This window comes from Ferrimonas futtsuensis DSM 18154 (genome assembly GCF_000422645.1).
GTDB lineage: Bacteria > Pseudomonadota > Gammaproteobacteria > Enterobacterales > Shewanellaceae > Ferrimonas > Ferrimonas futtsuensis.
In genome coordinates this window covers 16,636-34,480 of the sequence record NZ_AUGL01000021.1, presented here as the reverse complement: position 1 = coordinate 34,480, position 17,845 = coordinate 16,636, and the positions used below count along the sequence as shown (strand labels likewise).

Genomic DNA, 17,845 nt, shown 5'->3' with positions numbered 1-17,845 from the left:
CAGTTAAAGACGGCGGCTCAAACCGCCGCCCGAGACTGGATGGATCACCCAGCGGGCCGTTGCGGCCACGAAGCGCATTAATCGCTTAGCCCGTCGAATCGCCGGCAACCGGCTCAGATTTGGTAGTAGTCCAGATACAATCCCAGCATCCATTCCGGCAGATAACCGACACGGCTGGAAAGTATGGTGCCAGTGTCATCGACAATGAGATAGGTCGGAAACGCCAGCACATCAAGCTGCTGAGCCAGGGCGCTGTTGCCCATCAACACCTGCTCGGTGGCCCCGGGAAAGCTCTCGAGAAAGTCAGTCAGCTCCTGGGGGCTCTGATAGCTCAGCGCCACCGGAGTCACCGCCCTGCCCTGCTCCTGCCACTCTTTCAGGTGAGGAAACGTCAATTTGCAGATGGTACACCAGGGGGCGAACAGATAGACCAGCCGATTGCCACCGCCGACCGGTGGTGAATACGCACCGTTAACAAACCAGTCGTTGTGGAGCTGGGTCATCACCGGCAATGGGGTGTCCGGCACGCTGCCCTGGGCTGGACTCATCATCATTCCCCGAACCCAGCTGCCCAGCCACAGCGCCGCCAGCAGCACCACGGTGAACTGAATGCCCTGCTTAATCCACGTCATTTTGCCTTCCTAAAAAAAACGGCCTACCAAACAGACCGTTTGACCTAAGACTTTGTTGCCACTCAGCCCTGTTTCGCCAGACCAAAGTGGAGGAAGGTCCTGTCTGTGGCGATGCGGCCGCGATGGGTGCGCTGAATAAACCCCTGCTGGATCAGGAAGGGCTCAATCACATCTTCGATGGTCTCTTTTTCCTCCCCGATGGCGGCCGCCAGGTTGTCCAGCCCAACGGGGCCACCGCCAAACTTCTCGATGATGGTCAGCAGCAGTTTGCGGTCAAGGAAATCAAAGCCTTGACTGTCGACATCCAACACGCCCAGGGCCTCACCGGCCACGGTCTTATCGATGCGACCCTCAAACTTCACCTCGGCAAAATCCCGCACCCGGCGCAGCAGCCGGTTGGCGATACGGGGGGTGCCTCGGCTGCGACGAGCGACCTCAACGGCCCCTTCACCGTCGATCTCCAGATTGAGCACCTGGGCACTGCGGCTGACGATGCTGGTGAGATCGGCGGTGTTGTAGAACTCCAGCCTCAGCGGAATGCCAAAGCGTGCCCGCAGCGGCGAGGTCAGCGCCCCGGCACGGGTGGTGGCACCAATCAGGGTAAAGGGAGGCAGGTCCAGCTTGATGGAGCGGGCCGCAGGGCCCTCGCCGATCATGATGTCCAGCTGGTAGTCTTCCATGGCGGAGTAGAGGATCTCCTCCACCGCCGGGCTCAGCCGATGGATCTCATCGATAAAGAGCACATCATTGGCTTCCAGGTTGGTCAGCATCGCCGCCAGATCGCCGGCTTTCTCCAGCACCGGCCCCGAGGTGGATTTGATGTCGGCGTCCATCTCGTTGGCGATGATGTTGGCCAGGGTGGTTTTCCCCAGGCCGGGGGGACCGAAGATCAGGGTATGATCCAGTGCCTCGCCCCGGTTGCGGGCGGCGGCGATGAAGATCTCCAGCTGGCTGCACGCCTCTTTCTGGCCGGTGTAGTCGGTCAGTTTCTTGGGGCGCATGGCCCGGTCGATGACCGATTCCTCACTGGTCTGCTCCTGGGGGGCTATCAGGCGATCCGCTTCAATCATCCGTCACTCCTACATCATCGCCTTGAGGGCGTCTTTGATCAGCTGCTCGGAGCTGGCTCCCGGTGAACGCACCTTCTCCACCGCCTTCTTGGCCACGGTCGCCTTATACCCCAAGGCTTCCAGGGCGGCGATGGCGTCCTCCGCCGCATCCGGCGCAGTAATGAAGGTGTTCTCCACCTGATTCTCCAGGGCGAAGGCGTCGGCGTGGGGGGTTGCCAGGCTGGCAGCAAACCCCTTCATCCGGTCGCGCATCTCCACCACCAGACGCTCGGCGGTTTTCTTGCCGACCCCGGGCACCTTGGTGATGCCGGTGATGTCTTCCCGCTGCACCGCGGCCACGAACTGCTCGGCGGACATGCCTGAGAGGATCGCCAGGGCCATCTTGGGACCGATGCCATTGGTCTTGATGAGCTCCCGGAACAGGGCTCGTTCAGAGCGGGTGGCAAAGCCATACAGCAGCTGGGCATCTTCCCTCACCACAAAGTGAGTCACCAGAGTGCAGGGCTGGCCTACATCGGGCAGCTGGTAAAAACTGGTCATGGGCAGTTGCACCTCATAGCCCACACCACCGCAGTCGATCAGCACCTCTGGTGCCTGCTTCTCAATCAGGGTTCCCTGTAATCGTCCAATCACGTTCTCTTTCTCATCGTAATCGACCGCGCACCCGCGCAGTCACCTTGCCTGCCATGGCTACCATACTCTCACGGGTATGGCTGTGGCAAAGGGCAATGGCCAGGGCATCGGCGGCATCCGCCTGTGGCGTGGCCGGCAGCTTGAGGATGCTCTTCACCATATGCTGCACCTGACTCTTGTCGGCACCGCCGGTGCCCACCACCGCCTTCTTGATCTCTGTGGGGCTGTATTCGAACACCGGCAGACCGGCATTGGCGGCCGCCACCACCGCCACACCCCGGGCCTGACCCAACTTCAGGGCCGAGTCCGCGTTGCGGGCCATGAACACCCGTTCGATGGCAAACTCATCCGGCTGAAACTGTCGAATCAGCTCACTGACGCCGTCGTACACCACCTTGAGTCGCGCAGGCAACTCCCCGTCGGGCGTACGGATGCAGCCGCTCCCCAGGTAGGTGTGCTGTCGACCCACTTTGCGGATGACGCCGTAGCCGGTCAGGCGGGAGCCCGGGTCTATGCCCAGGATAATGGTCATATCAGCCCAACTGCTCCATGATCTCGTCGGCGATGTCGGCGTTGTGATACACCTCCTGAACGTCGTCGTGATCCTCCAGGGTGTCAATCAGACGCAGGAACTTGGGCGCGGTGGCCGCATCCAGTTCCGCCTTGGTGGAGGGGATCTGAGTCACTTCGGCGTTCACCGCTTCCAGCCCGGCCGCATCCAGGGCGTCCTTCACCGCACCGAACTCTTCCGGAGTGGTGTAGACATCGATGCTGCCATCGTCGTTGGTTTCCACGTCGTCGGCGCCGGATTCCAGGGCCACATCCATCACCTGCTCTTCGTCGGTGCCCTCGGCGTAGGAGATCACCCCTTTCTTGTCGAACAGGTAGGAGACGGAGCCATCGGTACCCAGGTTGCCGCCGGCCTTGGTAAAGGCGCTGCGCACACCGGAGACGGTGCGGTTGCGGTTGTCGGTCATGGTTTCCACCATCACCGCGGTGCCGCCGGGGCCATAACCTTCGTAGATGATGGTTTCCAGCACCTGACCGTCCAGCTCACCGGAGCCACGCTTTACCGCGCGGTCGACGGTGTCGCGGGTCATGTTGTTGGACAGGGCCTTGTCGATGGCAGCACGCAGACGGGGGTTGGAACCAGGATCGGAGCCACCTTCACGGGAGGCGACGGTCAGCTCCCGAATCAGCTTGGTGAAGATCTTGCCGCGCTTGGCATCCTGAGCCGCCTTGCGGTGTTTGATGTTGGACCACTTACTGTGACCTGCCATTACTCTTTCTCCTTCAGACCCGTCCTCGAAACGGGTCTTAAAACAATAAAGCTGCCCGCAGGCAGCTTTGACAATCTTGGCGATTAGGCGTTGTCGTCTTCGCCTTTCTCCTGCTTCACCAGGTTGATCGCCAGTTCCTCCAGCACATCCGGGTTCGCCGGGCTGGGGGCATCGGTCAGCGGACAGGCCGCGGTGGTGGTCTTGGGGAAGGCCATCACGTCACGGATGGACGCCGCACCGGTCATCAGCATCACCAGGCGGTCCAGGCCGAAGGCCAGGCCGGCGTGCGGTGGCGCACCGTAGCGCAGGGCTTCCAGCAGGAAGCCAAACTTCTGCTGGGCCTCTTCATCGCTGATGCCCAGAATGCGGAAGGCAGTGGCCTGCATCTCCTGGTCGTGGATACGCACGGAACCGCCGCCCAGCTCCACGCCGTTCAGCACCATATCGTAGGCGTCGGACAGGGCGGTGGCCGGGTTGGCTTCCAACTCCTCGGGGGTCATGTCGCGAGGGGCGGTGAAGGGGTGGTGAAGCGCGTGGAAGCGGCCATCCACCTTCTCGAACATGGGGAAGTCCACCACCCACAGCGGCTTCCACTCGTCGGTGGTCAGGCCGAAGTCGTCACCGGCCTTCAGACGCAGGGCGCCCATGGCGTCAGTGACCACGGAGTAGCTGTCGGCACCAAACAGGAGGATGTCGCCGGCCTCGGCACCGTTGCGCTCAACGATGGCGTTGATGATCTCGTCGGAGAGGAACTTGGCCACCGGGGATTGCACGCCCTCGATGCCCTTGCCCGCTTCGTTTACCTTCACCCAGGCCAGGCCCTTGGCACCGTAGATGCCCACGAACTTGGTGTAGTCGTCGATCTGCTTGCGGGACAGGCTGGCACCGCCTGGAATGCGCAGAGTGGCCACACGGCCTTCCGGATCGTTGGCCGGGCCGTTGAAGACCTTGAATTCCACCTCGGTCATCAGGTCTGCCACGTCCACCAGCTCCAGCGGGTTACGCAGGTCCGGCTTGTCAGAGCCGTAACGCTGCATCGCCTCGGCGTAGCTCATGTGGGGGAACTCAGGCAGGTCCACGTCCAGCATCTTCTTGAACAGGGTGCGGATCATCGACTCGGTGGTCGCCATCACCTGTTCGGCGCTCATGAAGGAGGTTTCGATATCGATCTGAGTGAACTCAGGCTGACGGTCGGCGCGCAGGTCCTCGTCACGGAAGCACTTCACGATCTGATAGTACTTGTCCATGCCGGACATCATCAGCAGCTGCTTGAAAATCTGAGGAGACTGAGGCAGCGCGAAGAACTCACCCTTGTGGGTACGGCTGGGCACCAGGTAGTCACGGGCACCCTCTGGGGTGGCCTTGGTCAGGATGGGGGTTTCGATATCCAGGAAACCGGCGTCATCCATGAAGCGGCGCACTTCGGAGGTCACCTTGGAGCGGAACAGCATGCGTTCGGTCATCTCGGGACGACGCAGGTCCAGGTAACGGTACTTCAGACGCTGCTCTTCGCTGACGTCGGTGTTGAAGTCGATAGGCAGAGGCGCAGCCTTGTTAAGGATGGTCAGTTCCTTGCCCAGTACCTCGATGGCACCTGTGGTCATGTTGGCGTTGACCTGGCTCTCAGGGCGGGCACGCACCAGACCTTTCACCTGTACACAGAACTCACCACGCAGGCTGGAGGCGGTTTCGAACACCTCGGGCAGATCCGGATCGTACACCACCTGGACAATGCCTTCGCGATCGCGAAGGTCGAGGAAGATCACCCCACCCAGGTCACGGCGGCGGTTAACCCAACCGACCAGGGTAACTTCTTGGCCCACCAGGGCTTCAGTAACGAGTCCACTATAATGGCTGCGCATCGACAGATCCTATCTAAGTTGCTGGTTGTGCGGCGCCTTTGCCTCTGGGGCAGGCCGTCACAAGGTTGATTCGGCAAAACCGGGATTATAAAGAAAAGTTGCCGCCATAAGAAGGCTGACAGCGAGAAGCGCCTCTCCGGTTGGTCAGTTCTGCGTCACCTGAACAGAAACTGGACAAGCCCGCCGCCTCGAAGCCGCTGAACTTGCCGCAGAAAGGCCTCGGCACTACAATCGGCGGGTTATACCCAACGAGCCCTGTCACTATGACACATCACGACAAAATTTTTGCCAAACCTCAGCCAAATATACCGGATTTCAGTTTTAACGATCAGGTGGCGTCGGTCTTCCCCGACATGATCTCGCGTTCGGTGCCCGGATACGCCGCCATAGTCGACGGCATCGGCAACCTCTGCGCCCGAGTGGCCCAGCCCGGCACCCGCATCTATGATCTGGGGTGCTCCCTGGGCGCCGCCACCCTCTCAATGCGACGTCAGTTGGACGATCGCGGCTGCACCCTGGTGGCCGTGGACAACTCCGAAGCGATGATCAACCGGGCCGCCGAGCATCTCAATGCCTTTGTCAGTCCCACTCCGGTGGAGCTGGTGTGCGCCGACATTCGCGACATCGACATTGAAGACGCCTCCATGGTGGTGCTTAACTTCACCCTGCAGTTCCTGCCGCCCCAGGACAGGGCCGAGCTGATGGCGAAGATCTACCGGGGACTGGTGCCCGGCGGCGTGGTGGTGGTGTCAGAAAAACTGCGATTTGAAGGCGACAGGGTTCATCAGTTGCTGGATGAGATGCACCTGGACTTCAAGCGGGCCAATGGCTACAGCGAGCTGGAGATCAGCCAGAAGCGGACTGCCCTGGAGAACGTCATGAAACCGGACAGCAAGCTGCAGCACTATCAGCGCTTCAGTGACGCCGGCTTCAGCGAATACAGCAGCTGGTTCCAACACCTTAACTTTGCGTCCCTGATGGCCATCAAATGATCGAGTTCAAACAGTTTTATCAGCGCATCGCCGACTCCAAACTCAGCCACTGGCTGGAGTCCTGTCCTTCTCAACTGAGCCAGTGGCGCAAGCTGCACGCCCACGGCGATTTTCCGAAGTGGGAAAAAGTCGTGGCCAAGATGCCCAGCATCGAGCTGGACGTCAGTGACATCAACACCCAGGTGAGGTTCGGCAGTGGCGACCAGCTGGATGAGGGACTGAAAGCCAAGATGGGCAACCTGCTCAAGTTCCTCCATCCCTGGCGCAAGGGCCCCTACCACCTGCACGGCATCCACATCGACACCGAGTGGCGCAGTGACTGGAAGTGGGATCGCCTGCTGCCCCACATCAGCCCGCTCAAGGGGCGCACCGTACTGGATGTGGGCTGCGGCAGCGGCTACCACATGTGGCGCATGCTGGGTGAGGACGCGGAGCTGGTGGTGGGCATTGATCCTTCGGACCTGTTCCTGGCGCAGTTCTCTGCGGTCAAGCGCATCGCCGGGGATCCGAACAGCATTCACCTGCTGCCCCTGGGCATTCAGCAGCTTCCGCCTCTGCGCGCCTTCGACACCGTGTTCTCCATGGGGGTGCTCTATCACCGCACCTCCCCCATTGATCACCTGATTCAACTGCGTAACCAATTGAATAAAGGCGGGGAACTCATTTTGGAAACCCTGGTCGTAGAGGGTGACGAGAATACCGTCCTGGTGCCCCCCGGCCGCTACGGCAAAATGAACAACTGTTGGTTTATCCCCTCCTCCAAGGCCTTGAAATTATGGCTGGAAAAGTGCGATTTTAGAGATGTACGCATCGTGGACGAAAGCGACACCGAGCTAGGTGAACAACGGCGCACCGAGTGGATGACCCATCAGTCACTGGAAGACTATCTCGATCCAGCGGACCCCACCCAGACAGTGGAGGGGCACCCTGCGCCAAGACGCGCCATACTGGTTGCCACCAAATAACCCAAAGTTCGACCTTTCCAAGGCTAAGGAAAACAGATGAAGATGATCCGATCTGCAGTGGCCATTGCGACTCTGTCGCTGATGGCCGGTTGTGCCAACCTTCAGGGCCAGCCCCAGACCCCAGGCCCCGATGTGGAGCAGCTGCTGAACAACCAGACTCAGGCTCTGACCGCCGCCCTGGAGCAGCAGTGCTTGGGTTACGAGGATCAGACTCAGGCGATCACCACGCTCTCTGCTCAGGTTGAAGAGCTTCAAGGACAGGTTCAGGGCCTTCGCAACAAGCCTCGCCCTGCCAAGGTGGAGTGCCCCAAGGTGAATCCTGCCTCTCCCATCGGAGACAAGATGGTTCTGGGTGAAGTGGAGCGGGTCTTCGTTCAGGAGAGTGGCATGGCGTTCGAGACTCGGGTCGATACCGGCGCCGAGTCCTCCTCCATCGATGCCCAGAACATCACCCTGTTCGAACGTGATGGCAAACAGTGGGTGCGGTTCGACGTCTCCAACCGCGAAGGCGACAAGGCGGGAGCCAAGACCGTCGAAGCCAGGGTGGTGCGCATCGCTCAGATCAAAAAAGGCGCCGCCGACGGCATGCAGGATCGTCCGGTGATCCTGGCCCGCCTCAAACTGGGCAACTATGTGGCAGAAACCGAACTCAACCTCAATGACCGCAGCCACCTGGATTATCCTCTGCTGCTGGGGCGCAAGTTCATCAAGGACATCGCAGTGGTGGACGTCAGCCGTAAACACGTGCAAGCCCCCTCTGAACCCAAAGGAACCAAGTGATCATGGCGTCGAAAAAAGCCTTCTACTTTCTCATTGCTGTATTGCTGAGTATTGGCATCGGCTCCGCCGTCTACCGTCATAGCGTCGACGGCATTCCCCTGGTTCCCGGCAGCCAAACCGTCAACTGGACCGTCGAGGCCAGGGTTACCTTCCAGGCCCAGGGACAACCCATTGAAGCCGCCCTGACCCTGCCAGAAGACCCCGGCTTCGCCACTCTGTCCGAGAGCGCCGCCTCACCGGGTTATGGCCTGACTCTGGCCCGCCAGGACGGCGCCCGCAAGGCGGTGTGGACCAAGCGGGAAGCCGCCGGTGCCCAGGAGCTCTACTTCACCGCCAACCTGGTGCAAAAGGCTGGCGCCACCCTGCTAGAGGCCAACGAACCCACCGCCCCTGAGCCGGTGGTGTGGGCGGAAGGGGTGGACACCGCCGCCCAGACTCTGGTGGATCTCGCCTGGGATCGCAGCGCCGGCAATCTCTCCTACGCCCAACAGGTGGCGAAGATGATCTTCGACAAGGAACAGGGGCAGAACGTCGAACTGCTGCTGGGCCATTATCAGCCCGCCGAACTGATGGTGCAGCTGATGCGCGCCGCCGCCATTCCAGCCCGGGTCAGTCACGCGCTGATGCTGGAGGACGGTCGTCGCCGTCAGAATCTGGTCTCCGTGGTCGAGGTCTATGACAACGATCAGTGGCACCTGTTTGACCCGGCGACGGGCCAGAGTGGGCGACCCGACAATATGCTGCTGTGGCAGCGCGCCAGTGCCTCGGTGCTGGACATCACCGGGGCCACCGATTCCAGGGTGACCTTCTCCATCATCAAGGACACCCGCCCTGCCCTGGCTACCGCGGTGGATATGATGACCGCCAAGGGCCTGGCGTCCTTCTCCCTCTACTCCCTCCCTCTGGAGGAGCAAAGCCTGATCCGTGGCCTGCTGCTGGTGCCCATCGGTGTACTGGTGGTGGTGTTCCTGCGGGTGATTGTCGGCCTCAAGACCTCAGGCACCTTCATGCCGGTGCTGATCGCCCTGGCCTTCATCCAGACCACCCTGCTGACCGGCCTGGTGGGCTTCCTGCTGATTGTGGCCGTGGGCCTCTACATCCGCGGCTATCTGTCCAATCTCAACCTGTTGCTGATCTCGAGAATCAGCGCGGTGGTGATCACCGTACTGGGGATCATCACCGCCTTTACCCTGTTGGCCTACAATCTGGGGCTGACCGAGGGCCTGACCATCACCTTCTTCCCGATGATCATCCTGGCCTGGACCATCGAGCGCATGTCCATCCTCTGGGAGGAGGAGGGTCCGAAGGAGGTGGCGGTTCAAGGTGGCGGCAGCCTGTTGGTGGCGGTGATCACCTACCTGTGTATGGTCAACCCCCTGGTTCAGCACTGGGTGTTCAACTTCCTTGGGGTGCACCTGGTGATCCTGGCTCTGGTGCTGATGCTGGGTCAATACACAGGTTATCGACTGCTTGAACTGCGCCGTTTCAGGCCTCTGGCGGGAGATAGCTGATGCTGTTCTGTCACCCCTCCAAACTCAAATCCAAGGGGATCATGGGGATGAACCAGAGGAACATCTCCTACATCGGCCGTTACAATCCCCGTTCACTGTACAAGCTGGTGGATGACAAGCTGAAGACCAAGCAGATCGCCCTCAAGGGGAATATTGCCATCCCCGATCTCATCTCTGTGATTGGCCAGCAGCATGAAGTGGCCGAACTGACCAACCGCATCCGTGGCTTCGGCGGCTTCTGCATCAAGCCTGCCCAGGGCTCGGGCGGCAAAGGGATCCTGGTGATCACCAAGGTCGCCGACGGCCGCTTCTTTAAACCTTCAGGCAGCGAAGTCACCCTGCCGGAGATGGAGCGTCACGTCTCCAATATCCTGGCCGGGCTGTTCAGTCTCGGCGGCAAAAATGACGTGGCGGTGATCGAAGCCCTGATTCAGTTCGATCCCGTCTTCGACGGCTACTCCTTCGAAGGGGTGCCCGATATCCGCCTGATCGTGTTCAAGGGCTATCCGGTGATGGGGATGCTGCGCCTCTCTACCGCCGCCTCCGATGGTAAGGCCAACCTGCACCAGGGAGCCGTTGGGGTAGGCATCGACATCGCCACCGGGCGCGCCCTGCGTGCGGTACAGTTCGACGAGCCGGTCACCCATCACCCGGACACCAATAAGGATCTGTCGATGATGCAGGTGCCCCACTGGGATCGCCTGATGACCCTGGCAGCAGGCTGTTATGAGATGTCCGGGCTGGGTTACCTGGGAACGGATATGGTGCTGGATACCGAGCGTGGCCCTTTGCTGCTGGAGCTCAACGCCCGTCCCGGCCTGGCGATTCAGATTGCCAATGGCGAAGGCCTACTGCCCAGGCTGCGCCAGGTGGAAGCGCTTCCCGCCCACCCGGTAGACGTGCAGACCCGGGTCGCACGTTCCAAGGAGTGGTTCGGCCGTGACACTCAGATGGCCTGACGGTCTGCTGATTCTGGCCCTGGTCGGCACTCATGCCCAGGGTCAGACCCTCGAACTCTGCGAACAGCTGCTGACCCCGCCCGAGGAGGCCAGCCCCCTCTCCCTCGGTCGCTACAAGGCGCAACTGGTGCAGTTGCAGGACCAGCTGAGGGCCATCCCCTACCCCGGCGAGCAGTTGGCCAACTGTCACCACAAGGTCAGCCGGGCCCTGGCCCGATACAGCGGTCAGGTGGCGCGACCGCTGTCACTGATCTCCGCCGAAGCCGCCTATCTGGCGATGACTCAGGACAACCGCCGCACCATACAGATCAATCGAGAGGCCTGTCTGCGTCAGGATGTCCAGGCGGATCAGGCGCGAACCCTGGCCCTGTCTAAGCGCTCGGTCGGACGCTATCTGTTTCAGGCGGCGGACACAGGCTGCGCCCGCTCCGTGTGGCTGGCCTGGCAAAACCGCGGAGGCACACAGGCTGACCAGCACCTGGGCACCATCCTCGCCCTGTCCCACCATCAGGCCAGAGAGCGCGGCTATGACAACGCTCTGGCGTGGAAACTGGACGGTGCCTATCTGGGCAATTATCAGCAGGTGGACCAATTCCTTCGCGGCCTGACCGCCGACTCGGCCAAGCTGCCCTGGAAGAGGCCCAACACCCCAAGGTACAGTTATGTCGACGCCCATCAACTGGCGCTGACCACCCTGGAACAGCTGGCCCGGCTGTTCGGCCTGGAGCTGGCGCCCATAGCGGCGGACCAATGGCAGCTTTGGGATGGACGGCGATTTCTGGGAACCCTCTCCCTGGCACCGGCGGATCGCAATGCCTACCAAGGGCTGCAGCGAAACCTGGTGGGCCACTTCCCGGGCATGGGCCGCATCCACTACCGCCAGAAAGAGCGCTGGCGCGGAGAGCACCTGTCTGAACTTGCGGGCAGCATCACCAGCGCCTTCTATCACCTTGCCGGTCATCACCTGACCCATTACTTGGGCGAACAGCAGGAACCGGATCTGCTCAGCCTGCCCCGAGCCATTGGCCTGGCCCTGGGCGCCGACCCCGGGTTTACTGGCCAGCTTGAGCAGGGGCCGGAGGTGGAACCACTGGGCTTTGGGCCCGGAGAGCTGCTGCGGGCCAGGTTGTCGCTGACCTTCTGGCATCAGTCTTTACACCATCCTGCAGAGCTGATCAGGCAGCAGCAACGGCTGTTCCGCCACTATTATGGTGTCGACGCCCCGACAGGCTGGCGCCCCTTGAGTGCTTACCCCAAGCTGGTCGAGCAGGGACCGCTGCTCTACGGCAATCTGCTGGCAAAAAAAACCGCCATGGATCTCGTGGATCTATGGCGGTCTGGTCGCATCTCCGGACCCCAGTTATGGGAGGAGATCTTCGTTAACAGCAATCATCAAGGGTATTCGCCCTCCCTGGCGCGCCTTACCCAATCAGGACATTAGGCCAGTTCCAGCAGTTTTGCCTTGGCCTGCGCCACGGCCTGATCGTTCATGGCCACACCGGCGGCACTGATCACCTGCACATCGGTGATACCGACAAAGCCCAGTACGGTTTGCAGGTAGGTGTCATTGTGGTTCAGGGCTGCCATAGGGGTCCCCTCGCTGTAGTCGCCGCCGCTGGACGCGACGATCACCGCTTTACGTCCACCCAGTGCGCCCTTGGGGCCCTCTTCGGTGTAGTTGAAGGTGCGTCCTACCCGGCAGATCTGATCGATCCATGCCTTCATGCCACCGCTGACGGAGAAGTTGTGCATGGGGGAGCCCAGGACCACCTCGTCGGCGGCAAACAGCTCATCCACCAGCTCGTCAGACTGGGCCACCAGGGCCTTCTGCTCATCGCTGCGCTGCTCTTCGGGCGTGTAGAATGCACCAATGGTCGCCTGGCTCAGAGGACGGACCGCATCGGCAGAAACATCTCGCAAGATCACCCGGCCTTCAGGGTTGGCGCTCTGCCATTTCTCGGCGTACGCGGCGGTCAGCCCACGGGTGTTGGAGCCTTGGTTGTTTGGGCTGGCATCAACAATCAACAGAGTTTTCATTTCGGTGTCCTTTGGAATCAGTTCGTTGTCATTGGCCTCAATATTAATTGCACAGAATGGAAATAAAACTGCATAATATCGGCTAAACCATTCTAAGGAATCGAATGATGTACCGACCCCACTCCACACTGGAGCAATGGCGGATTCTGCAGGCTGTGGTCGACTGCGGTGGTTACGCCCACGCTGCGGAAGCGCTCAACAAAAGCCAGAGTTCACTCAACCATGCGGTCGCCAAGCTGCAAACCCAGCTCGGCGTTCAGCTGCTGGAGGTAAAAGGACGTAAGGCGGAGCTGACCGACGAGGGCAAGGTGCTGCTCAGGCGTTCGCGGCAACTGACCCAGCAAATTGAGCAGCTGGAACAGTTGGCCGCCAACATGGAGCAGGGTTGGGAGCACGAATTGCTGATCTCCCGGGAAGCGATCTACCCGTCAAGCTATCTGTTTGATGCCCTCTCCCGCTTCTACCCTGAGAGTCGCGGCACCCGGGTCACGGTGATCGACAACATCATCAGCGGCTCTACCGACGCCATTACCAACAGGCGAGTGGATCTGGCGATCTCCGGCCATGTTCCTCCGGGCCACCTGGGCGTGCCCCTGGCGATGATCCGCATGGTGCTGTGCTGCCACCCCAACCACTCCCTGACCCGGGAGAGCATGGTGGAGCCCGCCCGGCTGGAGCAGGAGCTGCAGATCGTGATCCGCGATACCGGCCCCCTGGCGGCGGATCCGGACAAGGACATCGGCTGGCTCAGGGCCAAAGAGCGCTGGACCGTCAGCCTGTTTCGTGACGCCATCGACATACTCCGACGAGGCGTGGGTTTCTGCTGGATACCAGAGCATGAAGCCAGGCCCTATCTGGAGCAGGGGGATCTGGTGGAGCTTCAGTCCACCGTGTATAAGCACTTGATCCCCATTAACCTGATCATCCCGGACGAGGACAACCTCGGGCCGGCGGGGAAGCGCTTCGCCGAGCTGATTCGTGCCAGCAGCCCCATGGGCGGTGACATCGCCTGTGTCCCCTCCGCCGGCGCGCAACCGCCGCAGGATGACACCACCGAATAGCGAAAAGGCTTGGGTCATCGGCTGGCCGGGTGTCAGGGTGGTGTGCCTGAAGCGCCATTGAGAGGAACGCAAAGGGTTTGACCGATAGCCCTGCAGATGAGATCCCCTTAGCAGAGCGCCTGTTTTATCTGCTGATGCAGATCCCTCACCGCCGGGTTCAGGCTCTGTCTGTCGGTTACCAGCAGGCTAAGCGGGGCAGGCTCACCCAACCAGTGCTGAGCCAGTTGCACCAGAGCGCCGCAGGCCAGATCCGGCTGCAGGTCCAACCTGGATTTATAGGCGATGCCCCTGCCCTCCCTGGCCCATTGCTGCACCAGGGCACCGTCATCGCCCCGCCGGCGCCCGGACACCCGCACCTGATGCAACCGACCCTCTACCCAGAAACGCCACAGATCATATTGCCGCTCCCCCAACACAAAACAGAGGCACTGGTGCTCCACCAGGGCTTCCGGCGTCTCCGGCTCGCCGAAGCGTTCCAGATACTCCGGCGAGGCCACCAGAATACGTCGGTTGTCGGGCACCAGAGGCAAGGCAATAAGGCCACTGGCTGCCGAGGCGCCGTAGCGCAGGGCCAGATCCACCGGCTGACTGAAACCATCACTGAGCCTGTCGGTCAGGGACAGGTTCAGCTCCAGACCGGGATGCGCCTCCATGAAGCGATCGATCACCGCCAGCAGCCGCTCTCGACCTAGGGCAGAGGGGACTGACAGCTGCAAGGTGCCACTGTAACCGCTGTCACCTTCGGCTTTGGGTCTGGCCGCCTGCTCGATCAGGCTGATCCCTTCACTGGCCCCTTCGAGAAACCGCTCCCCCTCCGGTGTCAGCCGAATGCTTCGGGTGGAGCGGATGAACAGCCGATACCCCAATTCGGCTTCCAGCCGCTTGATGGCGGCGCTGACCGCCGCCGGCGTTAGATCCATCTGCCGGGCGCAGGCGGACAAAGAGCCAAGGCGAGCGGTGTGGATAAACAGGTGCAGATCCTGAAGCGACTTCATATTCAAATAATTTTTTAAAGTGATGTAAGAGACTGGCTGTTTTTAAACTTTCATCTACAAATTATCGTAGCTGCATCAATCAACGCAACCCCAAGTCATCCGGAGCAACTATGAAGGCCATTGGATACCGTCAGCCCCATCAACTGAGCAGTACTACCCAGCTGGAGAGCATCGAACTGCCGGTGCCCAGCGCCACAGGCGAAGACCTGCTGGTTAAGATTCACGCCATCTCCGTCAATCCGGTGGACACCAAGGTGCGTCAGCGCGCCGGGGGCGTGGAGGAGGTCAACAATGGCTATAAGATCCTGGGGTGGGACGCCGCGGGAGAAGTTGTCGCCGTCGGCGATCGGGTGACCGACTTTAAGGTGGGCGATCAGGTATGGTACGCCGGCGACCTGACCCGAGCAGGCAGCAACGCCGAGTACCAGTTGGTGGAGCAGAAGATCGTTGGCCGCAAGCCCGCCAACCTCAGTTTTGCCCAGGCGGCCGCCCTGCCCCTGACCAGCATCACCGCCTGGGAGCTGTTGTTTGATCGCCTGAAACTGGACCCCAAAGCGGACCTCAGCCAGCGCAAGCTGCTGGTGATTGGCGCCGCCGGCGGCGTCGGCTCCATCCTGTTGCAGTTGGCCAGCCACCTCACCGACATCCAGATAGTGGCCACCGCGTCACGCCCCGAGACTGCCGAGTGGGTGAAGCGTCTGGGCGCCGATGAGGTGATCGATCACCGCCAGCCGCTGTCCGAGGCGCTGGCTGACGCCGGAATCAACGGCATCACCGATGTCATCAGCCTGACTCACAGCGAACACCACTGGCCGGAGATCGCCAAGCTGATAGAGCCTCAGGGTCAACTGGCACTGATCGACGACGCCCCCAGCCTCGACATCATGCCTTTTAAACAGAAAAGCGTCTCGCTGCATTGGGAGTTCATGTTCACCCGCTCCCTGTTCAACACCCAGGACAAGGTCAAACAGCAGCAACTGCTTAACACCGTTGCCGGTTTGGTGGAATCCGGGGCGGTGATCACCACCGCCGACGCCCATTTCGGCGCCATCTCGGTAGCCAACCTGCACCGGGCCCATACCCTGCTGGAGTCTGGCACCGCCAAAGGCAAGATTGTGCTTGAGGGTTTTGAGGGCTAAGCCGTCGGCTCTGCCCTGCAAAAGAAAAGGCGCCCATGGCGCCTTTTGTTAATGGCCGGTCAGAGCCCTGTCCCAATCCTTCCACACCGGCGTCAGTCCGGCAGCCTCGACAGCTTGAGCCACCCGATATGGTGACCGGGCATCATCAATGGAAAATTGGGCAAGATCCTCGCTGGGGTCGGCATAGCCCCCGGGCCGGGTGCTGGAGCCGGCGCTCATGTTGGTGGGGCCCAGGGTCATCACATTGTCTCTGAAGTGCTCAGACTCACGGGTCGACAGGGACAACTCCAGCTCCGGTCCAAACAATCGCAGGGCACAGATCAGTTGCAGCAGCTCGCGCTCCCCCATCGGACTGACCGGCTCGACCCCGCCGGTGCAGGGCCTGAGCCTTGGGAAGGAGACCGAGAAGCGGCTGCGCCAATAGCGGCGCTGCAGATACTCCAGGTGCAACGCCACCATGGCCGCCTCCACCCGCCAGTTCGCCAGGCCGTACAGGGCACCGATTCCGATCTTGTCGATGCCCGCCTGCCCCAGACGATCCGGTGTTTCCAGCCGATAGCGGAAGTCCTGCTTGTTGCCGCGCAGGTGATGCCGGCCGTAGGTGAGTCTGTGATAACTCTCCTGATAGACCATCACCGCGTCCAGGCCCAGGGCACGAAGCTCGGCGTAGTCCGCCGCAGCTAAGGGCTGCACCTCCATCATCACCGTGGAGAAACGTGCCTTGATGACCGGCAATACCCGCCGAAAGTAGTCCATGCCGACCTTGGTTTCATGCTCTCCGGTGACCAGCAGGATGGCATCAAACCCCATCCCCTTGATGGCCTCCAACTCCCTGTCCAACTCCCCTGGGGTCAGGGTGTGACGCTTGATGCGGTTGCTCATGGCAAACCCGCAGTAGTCACACTCGTTGGCACACAGGTTGGAGAGATACAGGGGGAGATAGAGCCCCATGGTGTTACCAAAGCGCTGCCGGGTCAGCGCCTGGGAACGGCCGGCCATCTGCTCCAGGTAGGGCGCGGCCGCCGGTGAGATCAGCGCCATAAACCCCCGCCAATCCAGCTTGGGGGCCGTCAGGGCCCGCTGGACCTCGGCGTCGGTGCAGGCGTTGATGCACAGAGACAGATGATCCCAATCCTGCTGCTGCCACAGCTCATAGAAGCTCATGGCCTACCCCAGAAACCCGGTCAGAGGACTCGATGCGCTGGCCTGGGTGGAGATCTGCCCCAGGCCGGCCTCATAGGCACTGCGACCACAGGCGACCGCCTGACGGAAGGCCCCGGCCATGGCCACAGGATCGCCCGCCACGGCAATGGCGGTGTTGACCAGCACCGCATCGGCGCCGAGTTCCATCGCCTCACAGGCGTGGGAAGGGGCGCCAATGCCTGCATCCACCACCACAGGCACCGACGCCTGCTCGACGATGATCTGCAAAAACTCCCGGGTCTTGAGCCCCTGGTTGGAGCCAATCGGCGCCCCAAGGGGCATCACCGCGGCGCAACCCACCTCCTCCAGACGCTTACACAGCACGGGGTCCGCATGACAGTAAGGCAGCACCACGAAGCCTTCGGCGCACAACCGCTCGGCGGCCTTGAGGGTTTCAATGGGATCCGGCAGAAGGTAGCGGGGATCGGGATGGATCTCCAGTTTCAGCCAGTGAGTGCCCAGGGCCTCGCGAGCCAGGTGGGCGGCGTACACCGCCTCCTCGGCGCTCTTGGCTCCTGAGGTGTTGGGCAGCAGATTGACCCCCAGGTCGCGAATGGGGCCATAGATGTCCCCCCGGCTCCCTGAGAGGTCGACCCGCTTCAGCGCCAGGGTCACCAGTTGAGAGCCACTGGCCTCCAGGGACTGAATCATCAGGGCATCGGAAGCAAACTTGCCAGTGCCACTGAACAGACGGGAGTCAAAGGTTGTATCGGCGATGGTCAGCAT

At 61.3% G+C, this 17,845-nt stretch carries 18 protein-coding genes; 8 read left to right on the top strand and 10 right to left on the bottom strand.

Features of this window, described 5'->3' with window-relative positions:
* Positions 1 to 113: 113 nt before the first annotated feature.
* From G505_RS22505 to aspS, 6 genes are all read right to left on the bottom strand, one after another.
* Positions 114 to 632 (bottom strand): TlpA family protein disulfide reductase, encoded by a 519-nt coding sequence (locus G505_RS22505; RefSeq protein ID WP_051216239.1) that lies wholly within the window; start codon positions 630 to 632, stop codon positions 114 to 116.
* A 62-nt stretch (positions 633 to 694) separates the two neighbouring features.
* A complete protein-coding gene (gene ruvB, locus G505_RS0113940) occupies positions 695 to 1,702 on the bottom strand; it encodes a Holliday junction branch migration DNA helicase RuvB (RefSeq protein ID WP_028110119.1) in 1,008 nt (335 codons plus the stop codon).
* Between the two features lie 9 nt (positions 1,703 to 1,711).
* Positions 1,712 to 2,335, bottom strand: coding sequence for a Holliday junction branch migration protein RuvA (ruvA, locus tag G505_RS0113935; RefSeq protein ID WP_028110118.1), 624 nt, complete (start codon positions 2,333 to 2,335; stop codon positions 1,712 to 1,714).
* 10 nt (positions 2,336 to 2,345) lie between these two features.
* The gene (ruvC, locus tag G505_RS0113930; protein ID WP_028110117.1) at positions 2,346 to 2,867 is read right to left on the bottom strand and encodes a crossover junction endodeoxyribonuclease RuvC; all 522 of its coding nucleotides are present in this window, start codon (positions 2,865 to 2,867) and stop codon (positions 2,346 to 2,348) included.
* A gap of 1 nt (position 2,868) precedes the next feature.
* Positions 2,869 to 3,615, bottom strand: a complete 747-nt coding sequence (locus G505_RS0113925) for a YebC/PmpR family DNA-binding transcriptional regulator (protein WP_028110116.1) — start codon at positions 3,613 to 3,615, stop codon at positions 2,869 to 2,871.
* 83 nt (positions 3,616 to 3,698) lie between these two features.
* Positions 3,699 to 5,477, bottom strand: a complete 1,779-nt coding sequence (gene aspS / locus G505_RS0113920) for an aspartate--tRNA ligase (RefSeq protein WP_028110115.1) — start codon at positions 5,475 to 5,477, stop codon at positions 3,699 to 3,701.
* A 263-nt stretch (positions 5,478 to 5,740) separates the two neighbouring features.
* Between aspS and cmoA the strand changes: the two genes are divergently transcribed.
* From cmoA to G505_RS0113890, 6 genes are read left to right on the top strand one after another with little or no spacing between them, the layout of a single operon-like run.
* On the top strand, positions 5,741 to 6,469 hold the full coding sequence (cmoA, locus tag G505_RS0113915; RefSeq protein ID WP_028110114.1) for a carboxy-S-adenosyl-L-methionine synthase CmoA: 729 nt from the start codon (positions 5,741 to 5,743) through the stop codon (positions 6,467 to 6,469).
* Positions 6,466 to 7,434, top strand: a complete 969-nt coding sequence (cmoB, locus tag G505_RS0113910) for a tRNA 5-methoxyuridine(34)/uridine 5-oxyacetic acid(34) synthase CmoB (RefSeq protein WP_028110113.1) — start codon at positions 6,466 to 6,468, stop codon at positions 7,432 to 7,434. Before cmoA ends, cmoB begins: the two co-directional genes overlap by 4 nt.
* Positions 7,435 to 7,470: 36 nt before the next feature.
* Complete coding sequence (locus G505_RS0113905; protein ID WP_051216237.1) at positions 7,471 to 8,214, top strand: ATP-dependent zinc protease family protein; 744 nt, start codon at positions 7,471 to 7,473, stop codon at positions 8,212 to 8,214.
* Between the two features lie 2 nt (positions 8,215 to 8,216).
* Complete coding sequence (locus tag G505_RS0113900; protein ID WP_028110111.1) at positions 8,217 to 9,725, top strand: UUP1 family membrane protein; 1,509 nt, start codon at positions 8,217 to 8,219, stop codon at positions 9,723 to 9,725.
* Positions 9,725 to 10,684, top strand: a complete 960-nt coding sequence (locus G505_RS0113895) for an alpha-L-glutamate ligase-like protein (protein WP_028110110.1) — start codon at positions 9,725 to 9,727, stop codon at positions 10,682 to 10,684. Before G505_RS0113900 ends, G505_RS0113895 begins: the two co-directional genes overlap by 1 nt.
* Positions 10,665 to 12,125, top strand: coding sequence for a hypothetical protein (locus G505_RS0113890; RefSeq protein ID WP_028110109.1), 1,461 nt, complete (start codon positions 10,665 to 10,667; stop codon positions 12,123 to 12,125). The genes G505_RS0113895 and G505_RS0113890 overlap by 20 nt, the downstream gene beginning before the upstream one ends.
* On the opposite strand, the gene G505_RS0113885 is transcribed toward G505_RS0113890, so the two are convergent.
* Positions 12,122 to 12,721, bottom strand: coding sequence for an FMN-dependent NADH-azoreductase (locus G505_RS0113885; RefSeq protein ID WP_028110108.1), 600 nt, complete (start codon positions 12,719 to 12,721; stop codon positions 12,122 to 12,124). The two genes, G505_RS0113890 and G505_RS0113885, sit on opposite strands and share 4 nt — an antisense overlap.
* 107 nt (positions 12,722 to 12,828) lie before the next feature.
* On the opposite strand from G505_RS0113885, the gene G505_RS21585 reads away from it, so the two are divergent.
* Positions 12,829 to 13,782 (top strand): LysR family transcriptional regulator, encoded by a 954-nt coding sequence (locus G505_RS21585; RefSeq protein WP_051216235.1) that lies wholly within the window; start codon positions 12,829 to 12,831, stop codon positions 13,780 to 13,782.
* 107 nt (positions 13,783 to 13,889) lie between these two features.
* Here G505_RS21585 and G505_RS0113875 read toward each other — a convergent pair whose 3' ends face one another.
* Complete coding sequence (locus G505_RS0113875) at positions 13,890 to 14,777, bottom strand: LysR family transcriptional regulator (RefSeq protein WP_028110107.1); 888 nt, start codon at positions 14,775 to 14,777, stop codon at positions 13,890 to 13,892.
* 110 nt (positions 14,778 to 14,887) lie between these two features.
* On the opposite strand from G505_RS0113875, the gene G505_RS0113870 reads away from it, so the two are divergent.
* Complete coding sequence (locus G505_RS0113870) at positions 14,888 to 15,916, top strand: zinc-binding alcohol dehydrogenase family protein (RefSeq protein ID WP_028110106.1); 1,029 nt, start codon at positions 14,888 to 14,890, stop codon at positions 15,914 to 15,916.
* A 48-nt stretch (positions 15,917 to 15,964) separates the two neighbouring features.
* On the opposite strand, the gene thiH is transcribed toward G505_RS0113870, so the two are convergent.
* Both thiH and G505_RS0113860 read right to left on the bottom strand, forming a co-directional pair.
* A complete protein-coding gene (gene thiH, locus G505_RS0113865; protein WP_028110105.1) occupies positions 15,965 to 17,080 on the bottom strand; it encodes a 2-iminoacetate synthase ThiH in 1,116 nt (371 codons plus the stop codon).
* Between the two features lie 3 nt (positions 17,081 to 17,083).
* Positions 17,084 to 17,845, bottom strand: coding sequence for a thiazole synthase (locus G505_RS0113860; protein ID WP_028110104.1), 762 nt, complete (start codon positions 17,843 to 17,845; stop codon positions 17,084 to 17,086).

Excerpts from the sequence above, each read along its gene's own strand:
- G505_RS21585 (WP_051216235.1), top strand. The coding sequence starts at position 12,829 with ATGTACCGACCCCACTCCACACTGGAGCAATGGCGGATTCTGCAGGCT.
- G505_RS0113870 (WP_028110106.1), top strand. The coding sequence starts at position 14,888 with ATGAAGGCCATTGGATACCGTCAGCCCCATCAACTGAGCAGTACTACC.
- thiH (WP_028110105.1), bottom strand. The coding sequence starts at position 17,080 with ATGAGCTTCTATGAGCTGTGGCAGCAGCAGGATTGGGATCATCTGTCT.
- G505_RS0113875 (WP_028110107.1), bottom strand. The coding sequence starts at position 14,777 with ATGAAGTCGCTTCAGGATCTGCACCTGTTTATCCACACCGCTCGCCTT.
- G505_RS0113860 (WP_028110104.1), bottom strand. The coding sequence starts at position 17,845 with ATGCTGACCATCGCCGATACAACCTTTGACTCCCGTCTGTTCAGTGGC.
- ruvB (WP_028110119.1), bottom strand. The coding sequence starts at position 1,702 with ATGATTGAAGCGGATCGCCTGATAGCCCCCCAGGAGCAGACCAGTGAG.
- G505_RS0113895 (WP_028110110.1), top strand. The coding sequence starts at position 9,725 with ATGCTGTTCTGTCACCCCTCCAAACTCAAATCCAAGGGGATCATGGGG.
- G505_RS0113885 (WP_028110108.1), bottom strand. The coding sequence starts at position 12,721 with ATGAAAACTCTGTTGATTGTTGATGCCAGCCCAAACAACCAAGGCTCC.
- G505_RS0113900 (WP_028110111.1), top strand. The coding sequence starts at position 8,217 with ATGGCGTCGAAAAAAGCCTTCTACTTTCTCATTGCTGTATTGCTGAGT.
- aspS (WP_028110115.1), bottom strand. The coding sequence starts at position 5,477 with ATGCGCAGCCATTATAGTGGACTCGTTACTGAAGCCCTGGTGGGCCAA.
- G505_RS0113905 (WP_051216237.1), top strand. The coding sequence starts at position 7,471 with ATGAAGATGATCCGATCTGCAGTGGCCATTGCGACTCTGTCGCTGATG.
- cmoA (WP_028110114.1), top strand. The coding sequence starts at position 5,741 with ATGACACATCACGACAAAATTTTTGCCAAACCTCAGCCAAATATACCG.
- ruvC (WP_028110117.1), bottom strand. The coding sequence starts at position 2,867 with ATGACCATTATCCTGGGCATAGACCCGGGCTCCCGCCTGACCGGCTAC.
- G505_RS0113925 (WP_028110116.1), bottom strand. The coding sequence starts at position 3,615 with ATGGCAGGTCACAGTAAGTGGTCCAACATCAAACACCGCAAGGCGGCT.
- G505_RS22505 (WP_051216239.1), bottom strand. The coding sequence starts at position 632 with ATGACGTGGATTAAGCAGGGCATTCAGTTCACCGTGGTGCTGCTGGCG.
- cmoB (WP_028110113.1), top strand. The coding sequence starts at position 6,466 with ATGATCGAGTTCAAACAGTTTTATCAGCGCATCGCCGACTCCAAACTC.